An 18,233-nucleotide genomic window follows, 5' to 3' on the forward strand; every position below is an offset into this window, starting at 1 on the left:
CCACAACAAGGCAGAACCACAAGCCAGGCACAACCACCACGAACCACGCCGCGGCGACAGACGAATAATCTACCCACCCACCCACACCACGTCAAATCCATTCAGAATGAACTGGCTCACAAACCGTATGTTCCTTTGGCACGACTGGGAAAAGTAGCATCCGATGCGCGCCGCACAGCCGCTCGTGAGCACCCGCCTCCCACGTCCCCGACCCCCTCTTCCCCATGTGCGAACAGTCCACGACCAGGGAACACGCCCACAGGAGTGGTAGGACTCATACTCCACACAGACCTCGTGGCGATAATGCCGGGCCCGGCCCACACCTCGTGGACCGGGCCCGTCTCGCGCACACCCCGCGCACAACAACCCCACTCAACCGAGCAACAGATCCGGCTGAACCGGAATCGCAACAGTCGGCAGATCACGAACCGCCTTGCGCACCGCACGGGAAACGGCCGGCGCGACCCTCTTGTCGAAGGCTCCGGGGATGATGTACGACGGCGAGAGCTCATCCTCGGAGATCACGGAGGCGATTGCGATCGCCGCCACCCTCAGCACCTCCGTAGTGATCTCCTTCACCTTCGCGTCGAGGAGGCCCCGGAACAAGCCCGGGAACGCCAGGACGTTGTTGATCTGGTTCGGGTAGTCGGAGCGGCCTGTCGCCACGACCGCGGCGTGGGCGGCCGCCCCGATCGGATCGACCTCGGGAGTCGGGTTCGCCAGGGCGAAGACGATGGCATTGTCCGCCATGGTCGCCACGTCGTCCGGGGTGAGGATGTTCCCCGAGGACACGCCGATGAACACATCGGCGTCCGCCAGGCCCTCCTTGAGGGAGCCGTGCACCAGGCGCGGGTTCGTGGCCTCCGCAAGCGCCTTGCGCGTGGGGTGCATGCCCTCGGTCTGGTCCGCGGCCAGCGCGCCCGTGCGCCCGTAGCCGACGATGTCCTTGGCGCCCTGTGCCAGCAGGAGGCGGATGATCGCGTTGCCCGCGGCGCCGACGCCCGATACGACGATGCGCACGTCCTCGATCCTCTTGCCCACGATCTTCAGGGCGTTGAGCAGAGCCGCCAGGACGACGATGGCCGTCCCGTGCTGGTCGTCGTGGAAGACGGGGATGTCGAGTTCGGCGCGCAGGCGCTCCTCGATCTCGAAGCAGCGGGGGGCCGAGATGTCCTCCAGGTTGATGCCTCCGTAGCCCGGGGCGATGGCCTTGACGATCGAGATGATCTCCTCGGTGTCCTTCGTGTCCAGGACCACCGGCCAGGCGTCGACGCCGCCGAACTCCTTGAACAGGACGGCCTTGCCCTCCATGACGGGCAGCGCCGCCTCGGGGCCGATATCGCCCAGGCCCAGGACCGCCGTCCCGTCCGACACCACGGCGACCGTGTTCGCCTTCATGGTCAGCAGGTGGGCCTTCTGGGGCATGTCGTGGATGGCCGTGCACACGCGGGCGACGCCGGGAGTGTAGGCGCGCGACAGGTCGTCGCGGTTGCGCAGCGGAACCTTCGAGTGGATCTCGATCTTCCCGCCGATGTGGCTCATGAAGGTCTGGTCGGCCACCGATTCGGTCTTCACGCCGGGCAGGGAGGCCAGCGCGTCGCGCACCTGGGCCCTGTGGGCGGAATCGCGCATATCGCATGTGAGGTCGATTACGATGCGCCCACGGTCCGAGTCGGCCACGTCGAGGCCCTTCACCTCCGCTCCGGTCGCGGCGACGGTGTCGACGATCTGGACGACCGTGGTGGTCGCCTCGTCCACTTCGATGCGGTAGGAGGCTGTGTACGACGGGGACGTTCGCATATGAGTCCTTCTCTCAGGGGGCGGAGCCCAGCAGTCAGGTTTTCTTCATCCTATGGAACTGGGCGCGCCGGGCGCGAGGGGACCACCTGGTGGACTCCGCAGTCCGACGAGGCGGGCGCCGGTGTCGCTTACCGGCGCCGGCCAGCGTTATTGGCGCCAGAGCGCGCTTATAACCCCCCTCACGGCGTCGGCAACTCGCGACCACACTTGCGCCAGGGGACCACCCGCGCTCGCGCCTGTGCCGTGTCCCGCGAGCAGAACGGGGGCGGCGGCCCGGACGCGCAAGGGCCCGGACCGCCGCCCCAGCGGGCGCCACGTGTCAGGCGCCCACCATCTCCATGATGAGTTCGCGCACACGGGCAGCGTCGGCCTGTCCGCGCGTCGCCTTCATGACGGCACCGACGAGGGCTCCAGCCGCCTTGACCTTGCCGCCCTTGATCTTCTCAACGATGTCGGGGTTGGCGTCCAGGGCCTCTTGGACGGCCGCGGTGAGGGCGCCGTCGTCGGAGACCACCTCGAGGCCCCGGGCCTCGACGACCTGCGCCGGGGAGCCCTCGCCCGCCAGGACCCCTTCGAGGGCCTGGCGCGCGAGCTTGTCGTTGATCCGTCCCGAATCGACGAGCCCCTGCAGTTCGGCGACCTGCGCCGGGCTGACCCCCGCCTCGTCCAGGGGGACCTCGCGCTCCTTGGCACGGCGCGAGATCTCGCCCATCCACCACTTGCGGGCGGAGGCCGGATCGCACCCGGCACCGACGGTCGCCTCGATGAGCTCCAGGGCGCCGGCGTTGATGACGTCGCGCATCTCCTTGTCCGCGTAGCCCCACTCGGCGCGCAGGCGGCGCCGCTTGGCCACGGGGAGCTCGGGCAGGGACGCACGCAGTTCCTCCACCCACGCCCGATCCGGGCGGATCGGCACAAGATCGGGCTCGGGGAAGTACCTGTAGTCCTCAGAATCCGACTTCTCGCGGCCCGACGACGTGGAGCCGTCCTCCTCGTGGAAGTGCCGGGTCTCCTGCAGCACCGAGCCGCCCCCCGCCAGGATCGCGCCCTGGCGCTGCATCTCGTAGCGCACGGCGGCGGCGATGCCCCGGAAGGAGTTCACGTTCTTCGTCTCGGTGCGGGTCCCCAGCGGCGCGTCCGGACTGGGGCGCAGCGAGACGTTGATGTCGGCGCGCACGTTGCCGCGCTCCATGCGGGCCTCGGACACTCCCAGCGCGCGGAAGATGTCGCGCAGTGCCTGCACGTAGGCGGCCGCCACCTCGGGGGCGCGCTCGCCCGCGCCCTCAATGGGCCGGGTGACGATCTCGACCAGGGGGACGCCTGCGCGGTTGTAGTCCACCAGCGAGTAGTCCGCTCCCTGGATGCGCCCGTCCGCGCCGCCGATGTGCGTGTTCTTGCCCGCGTCCTCCTCCATGTGGGCGCGCTCGATCTGCACGCGGAACATGGTGCCGTCCTCCAGCTCGACGTCGACGTGGCCGTCTGCCGCAATCGGCTCGTCGGACTGGGAGGTCTGGAATGCTTTGGTCAGGTCCGGGTAGAAGTAGTTCTTGCGCGCGAAACGGCAGTAGTCGGCGATCTCGCAGTTCAGCGCCAGGCCGATCTTGATGGCGTACTCCACAGCGCGGCGGTTCACAACGGGCAGCGATCCGGGCAGCCCCAGCGACACAGGGGTCACGAACGTGTTCGGCTCGCCGCCGAAGGCGTTGGGGGCCGCGTCGAACATCTTGGTCGCCGTTCCCAGCTCGACGTGCACTTCGATGCCGAGGACCGGGTCGAACCGCGAGACGGCCTCGTCGTAGTCCATGAGCTCGCTCATCACTTCTCCTCCCAATCGGCGGCGGGGCAACGGCCCGCGACATCCTCGCTCAGCGCCTCGATCAGGGAGGCGGCCTCGTACATCTTCAGATCCCCATGGGCGGGGGCCAGCACCTGGACGCCGATGGGCAGCCCCTCCCCCGACACGCCGTTGGGCACGTTCATCGCGGGGATCCCCGCCAGGTTCGCGGGGATCGTCGCCACGTCGTTGAGGTACATGGCCATCGGGTCGTCCGTCTTCTCGCCGAACTTGAAGGCGGTCGTCGGCGCCGTGGGCGAGACCAGGACATCGACGCGCTCGAAGACGGCGTCGAAGTCCCGTTGGATGAGGGTGCGCACCTTCTGGGCGCTGCCGTAGTAGGCGTCGTAGTAGCCCGCCGACAGGACGTGGGTCCCCAGGATGATACGGCGCTTCACCTCGTCGCCGAAGCCCGCTCCACGGGTGGCCGCCATGACGCGCTCAGCGGTCACGGGGCCCTCGGTGGGCTCCACGCGGATGCCGTAGCGCATGCCGTCGAAGCGCGCCAGGTTGGAGGAGACCTCCGCGGGCATGATCAGGTAGTAGGCGGCCAGAGAATACTCGAAGTTGGGGCAGGACACCTCGACGACCTCGGCCCCGGCCCCGCGGAGCCGCTCAACCGTGGCGTTGAAGGCGTCGATCACGTCCTTCTCGTAGCCGTCGCCGCTCAGTTCCTTCACGACGCCGACCTTGAGGCCCTTGATCGACCCCTGCCCGGCGACGGAGCGGACGGCCTCGGTCAGGGCGGGGACGGGCTCGTCGAGCGACGTGGAGTCAGCCGGGTCGAATCCGCCGACCAGCTCGGTCAGGGCGGCCGCGTCGGCCACCGTGCGGGTGACCGGGCCGATCTGGTCCAGGGACGAGGCCATGGCGATCAGTCCGTAGCGGGACACCGCGCCGTAGGTGGGCTTGGCGCCGACCGTGCCGGTGACGGAGCCGGGCTGGCGGATCGAGCCGCCGGTGTCGGAACCGAGTGCGAGGGGCACCATGTAGGCGGCGACAGCGGCTGCGGAGCCGCCACCAGAACCACCGGGGATGCGCTCCAGATCCCACGGGTTCCTCGTCGCGCCGAACGCGGAGTGCTCGGTGGAGGAGCCCATGGCGAACTCGTCCATGTTGGTCTTGCCGACAATGGGCAGTCCGGCCTCTTTGATCTTCCGGGTGACCGTGGCGTCGTAGGGCGGGCGCCAGTCCCCCAGGATCCGCGACGCGCACGTCGTGGGGATCCCCCGGGTCACCAGGTTGTCCTTCAGAGCGATCGGGACGCCCGCCAGGCGGTGCAGGTCCTCGCCCGCTGCCCGCCTCGCGTCCACAGCCGCCGCAGTGGCCAGCGCGCCCTCACGGTCCACGTGCAAGAACGCGCGGACCCGCGGGTCGATCGCTTCGATGCGGTCCAGGCACGCCGTCGTGAGCTCCACCGACGTGATCCGCCCGGCCGCGAGCATGTCCGCCAGCTCGAGGGCGCTCTTCCTCAGAAGTTCGTTCATCATTCCTCCCCCAGGATCTGCGGGACCAGGAACATGCCGTCCTCGCTGGCGGGCGCCTGGGCGAGCACCTCGTCGCGGTCCACCGTGGGGCCTGCCTCGTCCTCGCGCCACACGTTCGTCAGCGGGATCGGGTGCGAGGTGGCGGGCACATCCGGGGTTGCGACCTCGGACACCTTCGACACGGCGTCGGCGATCACGTCGAGTTCGCCCGCGAAACGCGCGATTTCCTCTTCGGTCAATGCGATGTGGGCCAGGCCCGCGACGCGGGCGACCTCGTCAGTACTGATGCGTGACATGTGTGGCATCCTAACCCTTATGGGCTTTTCACAGCGACGCCAACTCACGAAGCAGACATGGCGGATCCTCCGGCGCGTCGGCGTGGGGATCGCCCTCGCCCAGGCGGCCGCCGTCGTCACCGTTCACGCCATCGACCGGATGCGGGTCCAGCGCATCCCCGGGGGCGTCCACGGCTTCCCCGCCCTGGAGCCCGCCGACACCCGGATCGGGGGGACGTCGGCGCGCACCTACACGGAGGGCACCTCCCTGTACAACGACATGCTCGAGGCCATCGAGGGCGCTCAGCACCACATATTCTTCGAGACCTTCATCTGGCGCTCGGACGAGTGGGGGGGCCGCTTCAAGGAGGCGCTGCTCGCCGCGGCGCGGCGCGGGGTCGACGTGTTCTGCGTGTGGGACGGCTTCGGCGTGCTCAACCAGGACCCCCGCTTCTACCGCTTCCCCGACATCCCCCACCTGTACGTGAGGCGCTTCCCGGCGCTGCGCAGCGGGTTCTTCACGCTCAACATCCGCAAGACCGGGCAGGACCACCGAAAGATCCTGGTGGTCGACGGGCAGGTCGGATTCGTCGGGGGGTACAACATCGGCGACCCCTTCGCCTACGAGTGGCGCGACACGCACGTGCGGGTGACGGGCGACGCGGTGTGGGAGCTGGAGAACGGCTTCGTCGACTTCTGGAACCATTTCCGGCCGCGCACCGCGCCGACCCTGCCCGACCGCGGGGCGCGCCAGTGGAGCGCCGACGTCACCGCCGCCTTCAACCTGCCCGACCGGCTCCTCTACCCGATCCGCGGCATGTACATCGACGCGTTGGAGCGGGCCACCGACCGGGTGCTCATCACGACCGCGTACTTCATCCCCGACAAGGAGATCCTCGCCTCCCTCATAGCGGCCGCGCGGCGCGGCGTGCGCGTGCGGGTCCTCATCCCCGAGTACTCGAACCACATCATGGCGGACTGGGTGGCGCGCCCCTACTACGGGGAGCTGCTGCGCGAGGGCGTGGAGATCTGGCTCTACCAGCACGCCATGGTCCACTCCAAGACGATGACCGTGGACGGGCACTGGTCCACGATCGGCACCGCGAACATCGACCACCTGTCTATGCGCGGCAACTACGAGGTGTGCATGCAGTTCCACGACCGGGCGCTGGCCGAGCGCATGGAGCAGATCTTCGACAACGACCTCACCACGGCGCGCCGCCTCACCATCGAGGAGTGGGAGAAGCGCTCGATGCTCACCCGCATCGGCGAGGTGTTGCTGCGCCCCTTCGAACCACTCGTGTGAAGCCCGTACCTCGGGGACGAGGCCGGAGCTGGGTCGTGTCTTGACGTGGCCACGACGCTGTCTAGTCTTGGTCGGCCCGCTCTTCTGCCTTCTCGTCCTCCCGTTTGGCTTCGAGCTCGTACTCTTCCGCGAGGCCATCGAGGACGGCGGCGGCGCGGGGCCAGCGCACACTCATCTTGCGCGAGTGTTCGCGGTATCTGAGCGCCAGGCACCATTCCCGTGCCCCTCCGTCAAGGATTCCCCGGCTCGCGACGCCTCGGCGGTTGTACCTTCCCACTGCTATCCCCTGCTCTAGGTCGCGGCTCTTCGCGTCCTCAAGAAGATCACGAACTTCCTCGGCAGGCCACATTCCGTCCCTCCCGTCCGGGCTGCTGGCGAGGACCTCACCGACCTGGGTGTCTGCGATGTCCCCAAGTCCGTCGGCATTGAGGAGTTTTCGAGCTTCCTCCACCCAACGCGCGAGATACTCCCCGTCAATTGTCCCATTGTCGCTCAGTCCCGGTAGACGCCTCCAGTAGTAGAGGATCTTCCAGCACCCATGCCGATACACCTGTGACGCACGTGCAGCCTGGCTCTCACCAGAACCATACAGAGTTTTCACGCAATCGACAAAGAAACCAGGCTGGCAAGCCATCATCCGATAGAGAGAATCCGGGAACGTGAGATCGTAGCCATAGGTTAATAATCGGAATTCCAGCATCGGCAAGTCGGGATGATCTCCCGCCTCAGACTCGAGCCACGCGATCAATTCTTCAACGTCATCACGTAACGCTGTTCCCCCCTCAGACTCCATCGACTCACACAACAAAGAAAGCGCTCGCACCGTCTGTGAGGCTTTCGGCCACTGTCCTACGCCGATCATTATCGAAAGGAGGTCGATTGCCTTGGCGGCACATCCATATTCCAGAAGTACGTCGAGGACCTTGCACCTGCCCTCCTCTTCTATTTGGAAGACGCTCACGTTCTTCCAGTACGCGCGAAACCGGCGCTCATCAGTATCCGCGATAGCACTCCGCATATCTCTGTTCTGTGGTAGCGAGGCAACGAACCTTCTCTCACCATCCGCACTAAGGGATCCCTGCTCGACAATCGACCGCACCCAGGGCATCCCCTCCTGCTTCGCCCTGCTCCACACGTACGCGGAAGCCGCCTTTTGTAACGTCGGCGATTCCCCGTCCAACCACGACAGGATGCAGGGCTCAAGCTCAGGGTCTGTGCGCGCCAAGAACTCTCCGATGTAGTTAACGTTCTTCGACGCCTCCACGAGCGCACGAATCTGCGCATCGCCCCCTTGGATGACAGAGGTTAACGCATTGTCACGTTTCTTCCGAATCACTTCACCGAATTCCTCATCCTTACTTGTTAGCCCACCAATCATAATGCGATGATCGTAGTCGAAAAGCCAAGCAAATTTGCGGGGATCCTCGGCCGGCTCCAAAACGTCCAGTAGGTCGAGGAGTATGCGAAGTTCCTCATCAATCCACGCCAACTGTGCGTCGGAAGATGCTTGACGAAGACTCACCATCGTCCGCAGGAAAGACCAGATCTCCAACGACTGATCACTATTCCACTTTGCTTGAGCAGCAATGCCCCGAAACACATCAATGACTTCCCTCCGATCCCGAATGGGGAGGCGTCCGATCGCTCGCAGAAGATACAGCCAGCGTTCCGCATCGAAGCCCGCTAGTCTGACAGCCGCGCCGAGAACCACTTGACGATAGGCGGCGGGCGCGATGGCCACAAGAGACTCCTTCTCCGCATCCCAGTCCCGGAAGAGCGGTTTAGGTGGATGAGCGAAACCGATAGTCTGAATAACAAGCCCTTCAACAAGCGGCCATCCGAAACTCGAGCACTTCTCAAGCATCCATGTCACGATGTCGGTCTTCTCCTGCCAACCGCCCGCTCCGAACGAAGACCAACCCGCGACCGCTATTGTCACCGCCTCGACGTAATCGTGCCGATCAGCTTCAACAACGGCTAGATCACCCAGTCTTACTAGTGCGCGCACGGCCCTGCCGAAGTACTCAGGGGACCAGGTCAGACACTGCAGCGCCCGCTTGATAAAAGGCGCCGCCGATAGCAGGCGCTTTGGATCACTATCCGCCTGGGTGACGTCGCTTAGGGCCGCAGCGTCTTGCTGCTCCAGACAAAGCTCGATAGCCTCGAGGAATCTCCCTGGTGACGCCTCTGCGAGAAACGGAAGATTCTGAGACAGACGACCAAAACCAGAGCCACCGTTATCCTCGCATCCTTTGTCAATGAGCCCCTTGACAATGTGGTCGACGCACCTGCCGACATTGGCGAGGGATCCGGTTCTCCTGTTGCTCGCGGCGGCGGCTAGGGCGATTCCCCTAGCGACGTGATGGGTCAGAGTCGACGAAAAAGGCGGCCGCAGACCATTGATCAGTGCGTTAAGCGCTTCGGTCGCAGATTTCCCCTCCAACGGTCTTGTCGCAAGCAGGACATCATTGACAAGATTCTCCCAGCGCTCTATATGCGCCGAAGACAGCCTCGGCAACAGCAGCACAGCAGCATCCATTGCATCAACCAGCCGCCACTGTCCGCCTGATCGAATAAAAGGTGGATCCAGCGGATACTTGTCGACTAGTTCATCTAGCCGGGAACTAATCTCGTTCCCATCGAGATCGACGAACCGAGAAATCAAATCCAAGTCACCCGGGTGATCGACTTCCCACGCGCCGACCAAGACCAGCGGAGCCAGAACGTCAACAGTCTCTTTGTCTTTCGCCCAATCAGGACGATTCCTGGCCTTATCGCATGAAATCTGCCGGTAAAATCCACGCATGCTTCTGCGGGCCAGAGCCGTGAGCTTATCGGCTCTCAAGAAATCCAGTCCCGCACGAGCAAGCGCAGTGGCGCCGGCCCAACGATCAACCTTGAGAAGCGTGACGACGTCACTATCATCGCGACTGCTATCCATCTCAATGACTGGATGAATCACGCCGTGGCCGTTGCCCATCGCCAAACCAATGTCGGGATTATCGAATAGGGGGATCAGGATGAGCGTGGAGGGTTGAATCGCCAGCTGATGCCATGTCTCAGCGTCCGACACAACCAACGTCCGTTCAAGCGCAGCGATGTCCTTTCCAGCAAGGACAGCATGGCAGAAGGCAAGCGCATCATCGCGCCACGCAGATTGAACCGTTACGGCGCCACTGTCCGCATCCAGCAGCTCGAGCAGTTTGTCCGATTGTTCAACACGCCCAGCCATATGGAACTCCGGGGGAACGTCAATCGTACAGTTGCGACGGAGTCTTTCCCACCACGCTGCCAGTGGTTGAGCGTTCATTACTGGTATTCTCAGATGCTCGCTAATCCAGTAGTGGACGGCGGGCACTGACTGGAGCCAGCCCTCAAGCCGGTGTGCGTCAAATGCTTCGACGGATTCGTATATCTTTTCGTTACGGCGTTCCTTCGCCCATGCGGCAGCCCCAGCCCAGTTTCGGGGTGTGGCGAATACGAAGATCTCATCCGTTGTCCCGACAACTTTTTCAACACGCTTCTCGTAGTCCTCGTTGGCCTTGTGTTTCGGGTGCTTATTCGTACCGAACTCGAAGCGCAGCTCACCTGCTGGCAGGTACGCAGAACCCGCCGAGGTCGCAGTGCCATCCCACCCAGGAGCGGCGGTTCCCTCATGCGCGCGGATGTTGATGTTGGAGACACCCGGAGTTTGAGCCAGTAGTCTGCGCATGAGCTCGGGGAAGGCCCCCTTCGCGTCGTCGGTGTCTGCCCAGCTGTCCAGATCGCTCGCGCTAGCCAGCAGAGAGTTGCTTTCCATGAAAGCACCGTACACCGACGCATCTTCATCTGGTGTCGAACGAAACAGGCCTGCGTGATTGCCCCTTCACAGGCGAACTGTCACACGCCCACCCAGCCCAAGTCTCGTTACAGGCCGACGGCCGACAGGCCCCCCTCAAGGAGGTCGCCGAACTGCTGCTCAGTGATGACGGGGACGCCCAGGGACTCGGCCTTGGCGGCCTTGGAACCCGCGCCGGGTCCCGCGACCACCAGGGAGGTCTTCTTCGAGACCGAGCCCGAGGCCTTGCCTCCGCGCGAGGTGATGGCTTCCTTGGCACCCTCACGGTCGTATCCGGGCATCGCACCGGAGACCACGATGGTCAGCCCCTCCAGGACCGCGGGGACCGCCTCGGGGGCCTCGTCCTCCATGCGCACGCCCGCGTCGCTCCAGCGCCGCAGGATCTCGCGGTGCCAGTCGACCTCGAACCAGTCGGCCAGGGACTGGGCGATGACCCCGCCGACGCCGTCGACGGCCGCCAGCTCCTCCACGTCGGCCGCGCGCAGGGCGTCCATGGAGCCGAAGCGGGCAGCGAGGGCGCGCGCCGCCGTGGGACCGACGTGGCGGATGGACAGGGCGACGAGCACGCGGGCGAGGGGCTGGGACTTGGCGCGCTCCATCTCGTCGAGCATCTGTGCGAGCATCTTCGAGGCCGTGGTGCCCACCTGCTCGTAGACGGTCGTGCCCTTCACCCTCTTGGCCTTGTGGGCCTTCGTCCAGAAGTAGCGGACCTGCGCCCAGTCGCCGGTGGGCTCCCCCTTGACGGTGGTGGGCCGCCACACCATGACATCGCGCACGTCCTCTGCCCTCAGGTCGAAGAGGGCGGACTCGGCGGTCAGGACGGGGGCCTGGGGTTCGGGGAGCATCGCGTCGGCGGTGGCCAGCTGCTCCGCGTGGGGCAGGTCCCCGGCGTCGGCGAGCTCCAGGCGCGTGCCGTCCTCCAGGACGACGGCGTGCCCGGCCACCAGGGCGGCGGCGACCTGGTCGCGGTTGTTCTCGGGCTGGGTGAGGGCCAGGGCCGCCTCGTCCCCCAGCCCCTCGATGTCGAGGGCGGAGCGGGCGCCGATGTGCGCGATGCGCTCGGTGATCTGGGCCGGGCAGGCCGCCTTGTTCGGGCAGCGCAGGTCCACATCCCCCTCCTTCTCCTCCACCAGGGCAGTGCCGCACGACGGGCACGCTGTGGGCATGGAGAACTCCCTTTCGGAGCCGTTGCGCGCGTCCTCCACGGGGGCGACGATCTCGGGGATCACGTCGCCCGCCTTGCGCAGGACCACGAGATCGCCGATGAGGACCCCTTTGCGCTTGACCTCCTGGGCGTTGTGCAGGGTAGCTCGGGCCACGTTGGACCCGGCCACCAGGACCGACTCCATGACGCCGTAGGGGGTGACGCGGCCGGTGCGGCCCACCTGGACCCGGATGTCGAGCAGGCGCGTGTGGACCTCCTCGGGCGGGAACTTGTAGGCGGCCGCCCACCGGGGGGCGCGCGAAGTGGAGCCCAGGGAGCGCTGGAGCGCCAGGTCGTTGATCTTGACGACGACGCCGTCGATCTCATGGTCGAGGGTGTGCCGCGCTTCTCCAATCCGTGCGATCCGCTCCTCGATGGCCACGCGTCCGGTGAGCAGTCGCGTGTGGGGCGAGACGGGCAGCCCCCAGTCGTCCAGCTGCTCGTACCAGCCCTGCTGGGTGGTCGGCTCGGTGAAGTCCTCCCCGGCCTCGATGAAGCCCACTCCGTGGGCGACCATGGCGAGAGGGCGCTTGGCGGTCTCAGCGGGGTCCTTCTGGCGCAAGGAGCCCGCGGCGGCGTTGCGGGGGTTCACGAGCGCCCTCTCGCCGGCCGCGACGCGGGCCTCGTTGAAGGAGGTGAACTCGGCGACCGGGAAATACACCTCGCCGCGGATCTCGACGCGCCTGGGAGGGGCGGCAGTGTCGAGGTGGGCGGGGACCGAGGCGATGGTGCGGACGTTCGCGGTGATGTCCTCCCCCACGTATCCATCGCCGCGCGTGGCGGCGCGCCGCAGGACTCCGTCGACGTAGAGCAGGTTGACGGCCAGGCCGTCGACCTTCACTTCCGCGGTCATCGGCAGCTCAGCCTCGCCTGTCTCCTCGTGCATGCGCTGCTCCCATCCGGCCAGCTCCTCCAGCGAGAACACGTCGTCGAGCGACATCATCTGCTGTAGATGCCGGACGGGGGCGAAGGCGGAGTCCGCGGTGCCGCCGACGCTGAGGGTCGGCGAGTCCGCGCCCCGCAACTGCGGGTGGGCGCGCTCGATGTCCTCCAGCTCCCGGTAGAGGCGGTCGTACTCGGCGTCCGCCAGGGTCGGGGCATCGCGGTCGTAGTAGGCGCGGCGCGCCTCCTCGATGGTGGCGACCAACTCGTTGTAGCGGCTGCGGATTGCGTCGAAGGACTCGTGCTCAGTCATGGCGCAATTGTCGCACTCCGCCCGCGCGGCTGGAGCGTCGGCGCGTCGTCCACAGGCCCGCGCCCGGCTAGTTCGCCGTCCACAGGCCCAGCGTCCCGTGTGGAGCGGCAACGCGGAGCGGGGCCACCCTGGTCGCATGACCAGCCGACACCCCCATCCCGCGCACGCCCGGCACGTGCTCCGCTTCCCCTGCCACCTGGCGTGCACCTCCGGGCCTGACACCGGGGTCGTCATCGCCTCGGGCGTGGTGGGCCGCGCCGGCGCCGTTCCACTGAGGGCGGCCGACGTTTCCCGCGAGCACGCCGTCGTGGAGGTCGAGGGGCGCCGACTGCGTGTCACGCCCGCTCCCGGGGTCCGGCCCCCGCTGGTCCGCCCGCGGTTCGGGCCGTGGCGCCGCTTGCGCGCCGACGGGCGGCTCCTGCGGGTCGGCGATCGTCTGCGCGTCGGCTCCGACTGCTTCACCGTGCACGACAGGCCCGGGCGGCTGGCGTGGGCGCAGCCGCGGAGCGTGGGGCGCCGGGCGTGGCTCCCGTTCCTGTCCTTCGCGGTGATGGCCCTCCTCGGCGGGTGGCGGCTGGCCGCCGCGGCCCCCGCGGGCGCCATGGCGGCGGTGGCCCTTGCCCTCATCCTCGCCGCACTCGCGCTGGCCGCGAGGGCCTGGCTGCGCCGGGCGGCCCGCGTGTGCGACGGCGCGCACCTGGCCCTCGTCCTGGCTGCGCTGCCCGGCCAGTCCCAGCCCGTCCGCCCAGCCGAGGGGCCCCTCGTGTGGCCACGGCGCCCCACGCGCCTGGGGGCGCGCATCGCGGTGGCTGGCCCGGACGTTCTGCCGGGGAAGGGGCCCGGGGCCCGCAGCCTCGGCTTCGTGGGGCCGGCCGCCCACGAGTGCGCGCTGTGGTGCGCGGGGCAGATCGCCGCCCAGACGGGCGGAGCGCGCGTGTGCACGGACCAGGGGACGTGGACTGTGGGAGCTCCCCATGCGACCATCCACATCACCCGCTCCGAGGCGTGCCCCCACTGCACCGCCTCCGGCGCGCCCGGCGCGCAGGACGCCCCCGTCGTCCACTGCGGCGTCGGAGGGGCCTTCGAGGACCTCCCCCCGTGGTGCGAGAGGGTCTTCACCGCGCGCAGCGCCCCAGTGTCGCCGAGGTGGTGGTGGCAGGTCGCCACGTCGGACGACGAAGCGGCGCTGCCGGACGTGGTGGAATGGGAGGCACTGGGGGCCGCCGCATCCGGCGGCGACGGCGCGGGCGGGGACTCGCGTGAGGACTCGGACGGGCGCACCGGCGACGGCCTCGCAGCGCCCGTGGGCGTCGGGACGGGCGGGCAGGTGGTCCTGGACCTGGTGGCCGACGGGCCGCACGCCCTGGTGGCGGGGTGCACCGGGTCGGGCAAGTCGGAGGCCCTGCTCACGTGGCTGCTCTCCCTGTGCTCCCGCCACCCGCCCGAGCGGGTGCGCCTGGTCCTCATCGACTACAAGGGCGGCGCGACCTTCGCGCCCCTGTCGGACCTGGTCCACACCGAATGCGTCCTCACCGACATCGACCCGGGGGCGACGGCGCGCGCTCTGCGCGGCATAGGGGCGCTGCTGGCCGACCGCGAGCGCCAGCTGGCCCGCATCGGCGTCCCCGACCTGCGCCAGTGGGCGCTGCGCCACCGCACCGACCCAGCCCGGGTGCCTCCCCCTCCCGCGCGCATCGTGATCGCCATCGACGAGTTCCGGGTCCTGGTGGACTCCCATCCCGAGACGATGGGCGTCATTATGCGTCTGGCAGCGCAGGGCCGTTCCCTGGGCCTCCACCTCATCGCAGCCACGCAGCGCCCGGCGGGGGCGGTGTCGGCGTCGATGCGGGCGAACATCGACATCCGCGTGGCGCTGCGGTGCCTGACCGCAGCGGACTCGATGGACGTCCTGGGCGACGACAGCGCCGCCTGTATCCCCCGCACTCCGGGGCGGGCGGTCGTGCCAGGACGGGGGCCGCTCCAGTTCGCCCACGCCGGGGACGCGCGGGCGCTGGTGGAGCGCGTCAACGGGCGTTTTCAGTCGCGTGGGCGAACGCCGCTGTGGGCGCCACCCATCCCCGCCTCCCTCACGTGGGAGGACGTCGATGCCCGTTGCCCCGGGGGGAGGGCTCTGGGGCTCTTCGACTCGGTCGACTCCTCGGGGCCACTGCCGATCGTGTGGGACGGCGGTCCCATCGAGGTGCAGGCGCCGCGTTCCGAGGCGCGCCTGGCGGCCGCTTGGGTGCGCTCCCTGGCGGCGCGCGCCGCCTCCTTGGCGGGCCTGCCGGTGCACCACTGCTCCCAGGAGCCCGTGGCGTGGGCGGTTTCGCGCGTCACCCCCGAGGACGCGGCAGCGTGCGCGCGCCTGTTGGAGGGCGTATGCGCGCACGGGCCCTGCGTGCTCGCCATCGACGACCTCCCCGCCGTGCTCACGTCCATGTCCTCGGCGATGGGGCAGTTGCGCTGCGACGAGGCGTGGAAGGGCGTGCTCCGGGGGGCGCTGGCCGCCGGGGTGGTGCCGGTGGTCGCCAGTCCCGGGCGCTTCACGCTCCCCTCGGCGTCGATGGGGGTGTTCTCGACGCGCGTGCTCCGCGCCCAGAGCGTGGATGCGGCGCTCCACGCGGGCATCGACTCCCGGTCGGTGGTGCGCCTGGGGGCCGCCGAGGCCCTGGTCGAGGCGGCGGGCCAGGAGGCGGCGCTCGCCTCGGTGCCCCTCGATGCCCGGGAGCCGGTGGGCGGGGGCGTTCGAGGCGGGGGGTGGCGGGTGCGCACACTCGCGCAGGGCGTGGAGGCCGCTGCCCGGCTCTCACCGGCGCCCGCCGCGCTCGTCGGCGGTGACTACGCCCCGTACCGGCCCAGCGGCCCCCTGCCTTGGGTACTGGTCGGCGGCGAGTGCCTGGATGCGGCGCGGGCGATCCACGCGGCGGCTGGTTGGGGCGAGCCCGTCGTCGCCGACGTGGTCCCAGAGGCGTCCTGGGCGCGCCTCGGGCGGTGCCCGGGGGCGAGGGTGCTCGCCCTGGATCCAAATGACAACGTCGTCCGCGCGTTATTCCAGGCCGCCAGGGTCCGCCCGGCCTCCCTCCTGGCCTGCGGGTTCACGTCCACAAGCGGTTTGCTTAGCGATGATGGTAACCTGACAAACATCCAGATGACCGGCGGATTGGAGCCGTTCCGGCGGCCCCGCGAGCGCCCGGGTGAGAACCCCCATAGCGCTCCGGCGGAAAGTGTGCCTCAGAACTCTTGCGCCGTTGCGCCGCGTGCCGGAAACTAACGATGTTGCAGGTGAGTTTGCCCTCCGAGGCGAGACTTGATAAGAGGAGCTGTTGAGAGATGGATTGGCGCAGTAAAGCCGCGTGCCTGACGGTCGACCCCGAGTTGTTCTTCCCCATCGGAAATACCGGCCCCGCGATCGCGCAGGCCGCCGAGGCCAAGGCCGTGTGCCGCACCTGCGAGGTCCAGGCCGTCTGCCTCCAGTGGGCCCTCGACAACAACCAGGACTCCGGCGTGTGGGGCGGAATGAGCGAGGAGGAGCGCCGTTCCCTGCGGCGCCGCGCCGCGCGCGCCCGCAGGGCCTCCTGACCGCCGCGCCCGGCGGAGGACCGCGGAGCCCGGGGCGCCCGCCCTGGGCTCCGGGCTAGCCGGGCGTTCCCGTTCCGGGCGCGCTCGTCGTCCGCGGCCGCCCCTCACGGGTGTCGGTCAGCCCCATGGCGCGCATCCGGGCGCGCTCGTCGTCGACTGCGGCGGCCCCTCACGGGTGGTCCACGTGCATGTCGATCGTGACGACCGTCCCCCCGCCCTCGCGCAGTGCCCACTCGATATTGCCTTTGAGCTCCCCGCTCACCATCTGCTTGACGATCTGCGTTCCCAGACCGGTCATCGGGGTCCCCGCCTCGAAGCCCACTCCGTCGTCGGCGACTGTGACCGTCATGGTGTCGCCCCGCCTCTCGGCGCGCACCTCGATTCGCCCGTTGCGGTCGGCCAGGCCGTGCTCGACGGAGTTGGCGACCAGTTCGTTGAGCACTGTGGCCAGGGCCTGCGCCTGATCGGCCTGGATGACCCCGAACCTCCCGCTGGTGACCACCTCGACGCTGTGGTCCGTGGACGCCACCGCCCCCGACATCCGCAGCACGGTGCGCGCCACCTCGTCGAAGTCCACGGATTCGTTGACGTTCTGGGAGAGGGCGGCGTGGACGGTCGCGATCGCCTGGACCCGCCGTTCGGCCTCGGTGAGCGCCGCTTTGACGCCGTCCTCCCGCGAACGCCGCGACTGGAGGCGCAGCAGGGCCGACACTGTCTGCAGGTTGTTCTTCACACGGTGGTGGATCTCCCGGATCGTCGCGTCCTTGGTCATGAGCGCCTGCCGGTGCCGGTGCATCTCCGACACGTCGCGCGTGAGGACGACCGCGCCCAGCCGTTTGCGCCCGTTGACCAGCGGCAACGCGCGCATGGTGATCGTCGAGGCGCGGGCGGTGATCTCCACCCGCCACGACGCGCGGCCCATGATCACCACGGCCATGGACTCCTCGATGAGGCTGTCGTCGCCAATGACGTTCGTCACTTCTTGGGCAAGCACTTTGCCCGTCACGTGGGAACGGATCCCCAGGCGCCGCAAGCATGACACGGCGTTCGGGGTGGCCTGCTGCACCCGCCCCTCCGCGTCCAGCAGCAGCGCGCCGTCGAGGACGCGGGGCACGCCGTGGGCGGAGACCTGCGGCGTCGAATCGTAGGGGTACTCGCCGCGCGCCATCATCTGGCACAGCGTATCGGCGGCGGCGACGGTCCACCCCTCGAATCCCAGGGACAGTCGGGGGCTCGACAGGTTCGCCTCGCGCGTGACGACCGCGATGATCGTCCCGTCGTGGCACACGGGCACGCAGGTCTCCATCATCGAGTACGTCCCCGCCCAGCGCGCCGCCTGGGAGCGGATGACCCGCCCGGTCTGCATCGCGCGGCGCAGCTCGATCTCCCGCGCGGCGGGCAGGTGCAGGCCGATGATGTCGTCGACGTGGACGGTCGTGGAGGTCGCGGGACGGCAGTGCGCTGCGGCGATGAAGCGCCCGTCGTCGGAGGGGAGCCAAAGGACCAGGTCGGCCGCGGCCAGATCGGCCAGCACCTGCCAATCCGCGAGGAGCAGGTGGAGCCAATCGATGTCCTTGTCGGGCAACGGCGTTGAGGAGGCTTCTTCAGCTAACTGCATGAGGCTTCTCATGTCCTCTACTCTAGTTCCAGCGCGGCACCAACGAGGCGACTCGGGACTCGATTCGAGCAACACGCTCACGCCACGCCAGTAATCC

The 18,233-nt window shown here is 68.1% G+C and carries 10 protein-coding genes; 3 read left to right on the forward strand and 7 right to left on the reverse strand.

Going from position 1 to position 18,233, the window contains the following annotated elements; translation table 11 throughout:
* Positions 1–372: 372 nt before the first annotated feature.
* The 4 genes from G447_RS0102080 to gatC form a co-directional block, all read right to left on the reverse strand.
* Entirely contained in the window at positions 373–1,800 is a 1,428-nt protein-coding gene (locus G447_RS0102080; protein ID WP_005867899.1) for an NAD-dependent malic enzyme, read from the reverse strand.
* Between the two features lie 319 nt (positions 1,801–2,119).
* Complete coding sequence (gene gatB / locus G447_RS0102085) at positions 2,120–3,616, reverse strand: Asp-tRNA(Asn)/Glu-tRNA(Gln) amidotransferase subunit GatB (RefSeq protein WP_005867887.1); 1,497 nt, start codon at positions 3,614–3,616, stop codon at positions 2,120–2,122.
* Entirely contained in the window at positions 3,616–5,121 is a 1,506-nt protein-coding gene (gene gatA / locus G447_RS0102090) for an Asp-tRNA(Asn)/Glu-tRNA(Gln) amidotransferase subunit GatA (protein ID WP_026429857.1), read from the reverse strand. The genes gatB and gatA overlap by 1 nt, the downstream gene beginning before the upstream one ends.
* A complete protein-coding gene (gene gatC / locus G447_RS0102095) occupies positions 5,121–5,417 on the reverse strand; it encodes an Asp-tRNA(Asn)/Glu-tRNA(Gln) amidotransferase subunit GatC (protein WP_005867893.1) in 297 nt (98 codons plus the stop codon). The genes gatA and gatC overlap by 1 nt, the downstream gene beginning before the upstream one ends.
* A gap of 19 nt (positions 5,418–5,436) precedes the next feature.
* On the opposite strand from gatC, the gene G447_RS0102100 reads away from it, so the two are divergent.
* Entirely contained in the window at positions 5,437–6,702 is a 1,266-nt protein-coding gene (locus tag G447_RS0102100) for a phospholipase D-like domain-containing protein (RefSeq protein ID WP_026429858.1), read from the forward strand.
* A 61-nt stretch (positions 6,703–6,763) separates the two neighbouring features.
* On the opposite strand, the gene G447_RS12215 is transcribed toward G447_RS0102100, so the two are convergent.
* The gene (locus G447_RS12215) at positions 6,764–10,501 is read right to left on the reverse strand and encodes a hypothetical protein (protein WP_131295655.1); all 3,738 of its coding nucleotides are present in this window, start codon (positions 10,499–10,501) and stop codon (positions 6,764–6,766) included.
* 107 nt (positions 10,502–10,608) lie between these two features.
* Positions 10,609–12,939, reverse strand: a complete 2,331-nt coding sequence (gene ligA / locus G447_RS0102110; RefSeq protein ID WP_026429860.1) for an NAD-dependent DNA ligase LigA — start codon at positions 12,937–12,939, stop codon at positions 10,609–10,611.
* 136 nt (positions 12,940–13,075) lie between these two features.
* On the opposite strand from ligA, the gene G447_RS10900 reads away from it, so the two are divergent.
* Both G447_RS10900 and G447_RS0102120 read left to right on the forward strand, forming a co-directional pair.
* The gene (locus G447_RS10900) at positions 13,076–16,210 is read left to right on the forward strand and encodes an FtsK/SpoIIIE domain-containing protein (RefSeq protein WP_131295657.1); all 3,135 of its coding nucleotides are present in this window, start codon (positions 13,076–13,078) and stop codon (positions 16,208–16,210) included.
* 59 nt (positions 16,211–16,269) lie between these two features.
* Positions 16,270–16,518, forward strand: coding sequence for a WhiB family transcriptional regulator (locus G447_RS0102120; RefSeq protein ID WP_005871596.1), 249 nt, complete (start codon positions 16,270–16,272; stop codon positions 16,516–16,518).
* A 169-nt stretch (positions 16,519–16,687) separates the two neighbouring features.
* Here G447_RS0102120 and G447_RS0102125 read toward each other — a convergent pair whose 3' ends face one another.
* Positions 16,688–18,148 (reverse strand): sensor histidine kinase, encoded by a 1,461-nt coding sequence (locus G447_RS0102125; protein WP_005872997.1) that lies wholly within the window; start codon positions 18,146–18,148, stop codon positions 16,688–16,690.
* Positions 18,149–18,233: the final 85 nt, after the last annotated feature.

The sequence above is a fragment of the Schaalia georgiae DSM 6843 genome (genome assembly GCF_000429245.1).
GTDB lineage: Bacteria > Actinomycetota > Actinomycetes > Actinomycetales > Actinomycetaceae > Pauljensenia > Pauljensenia georgiae.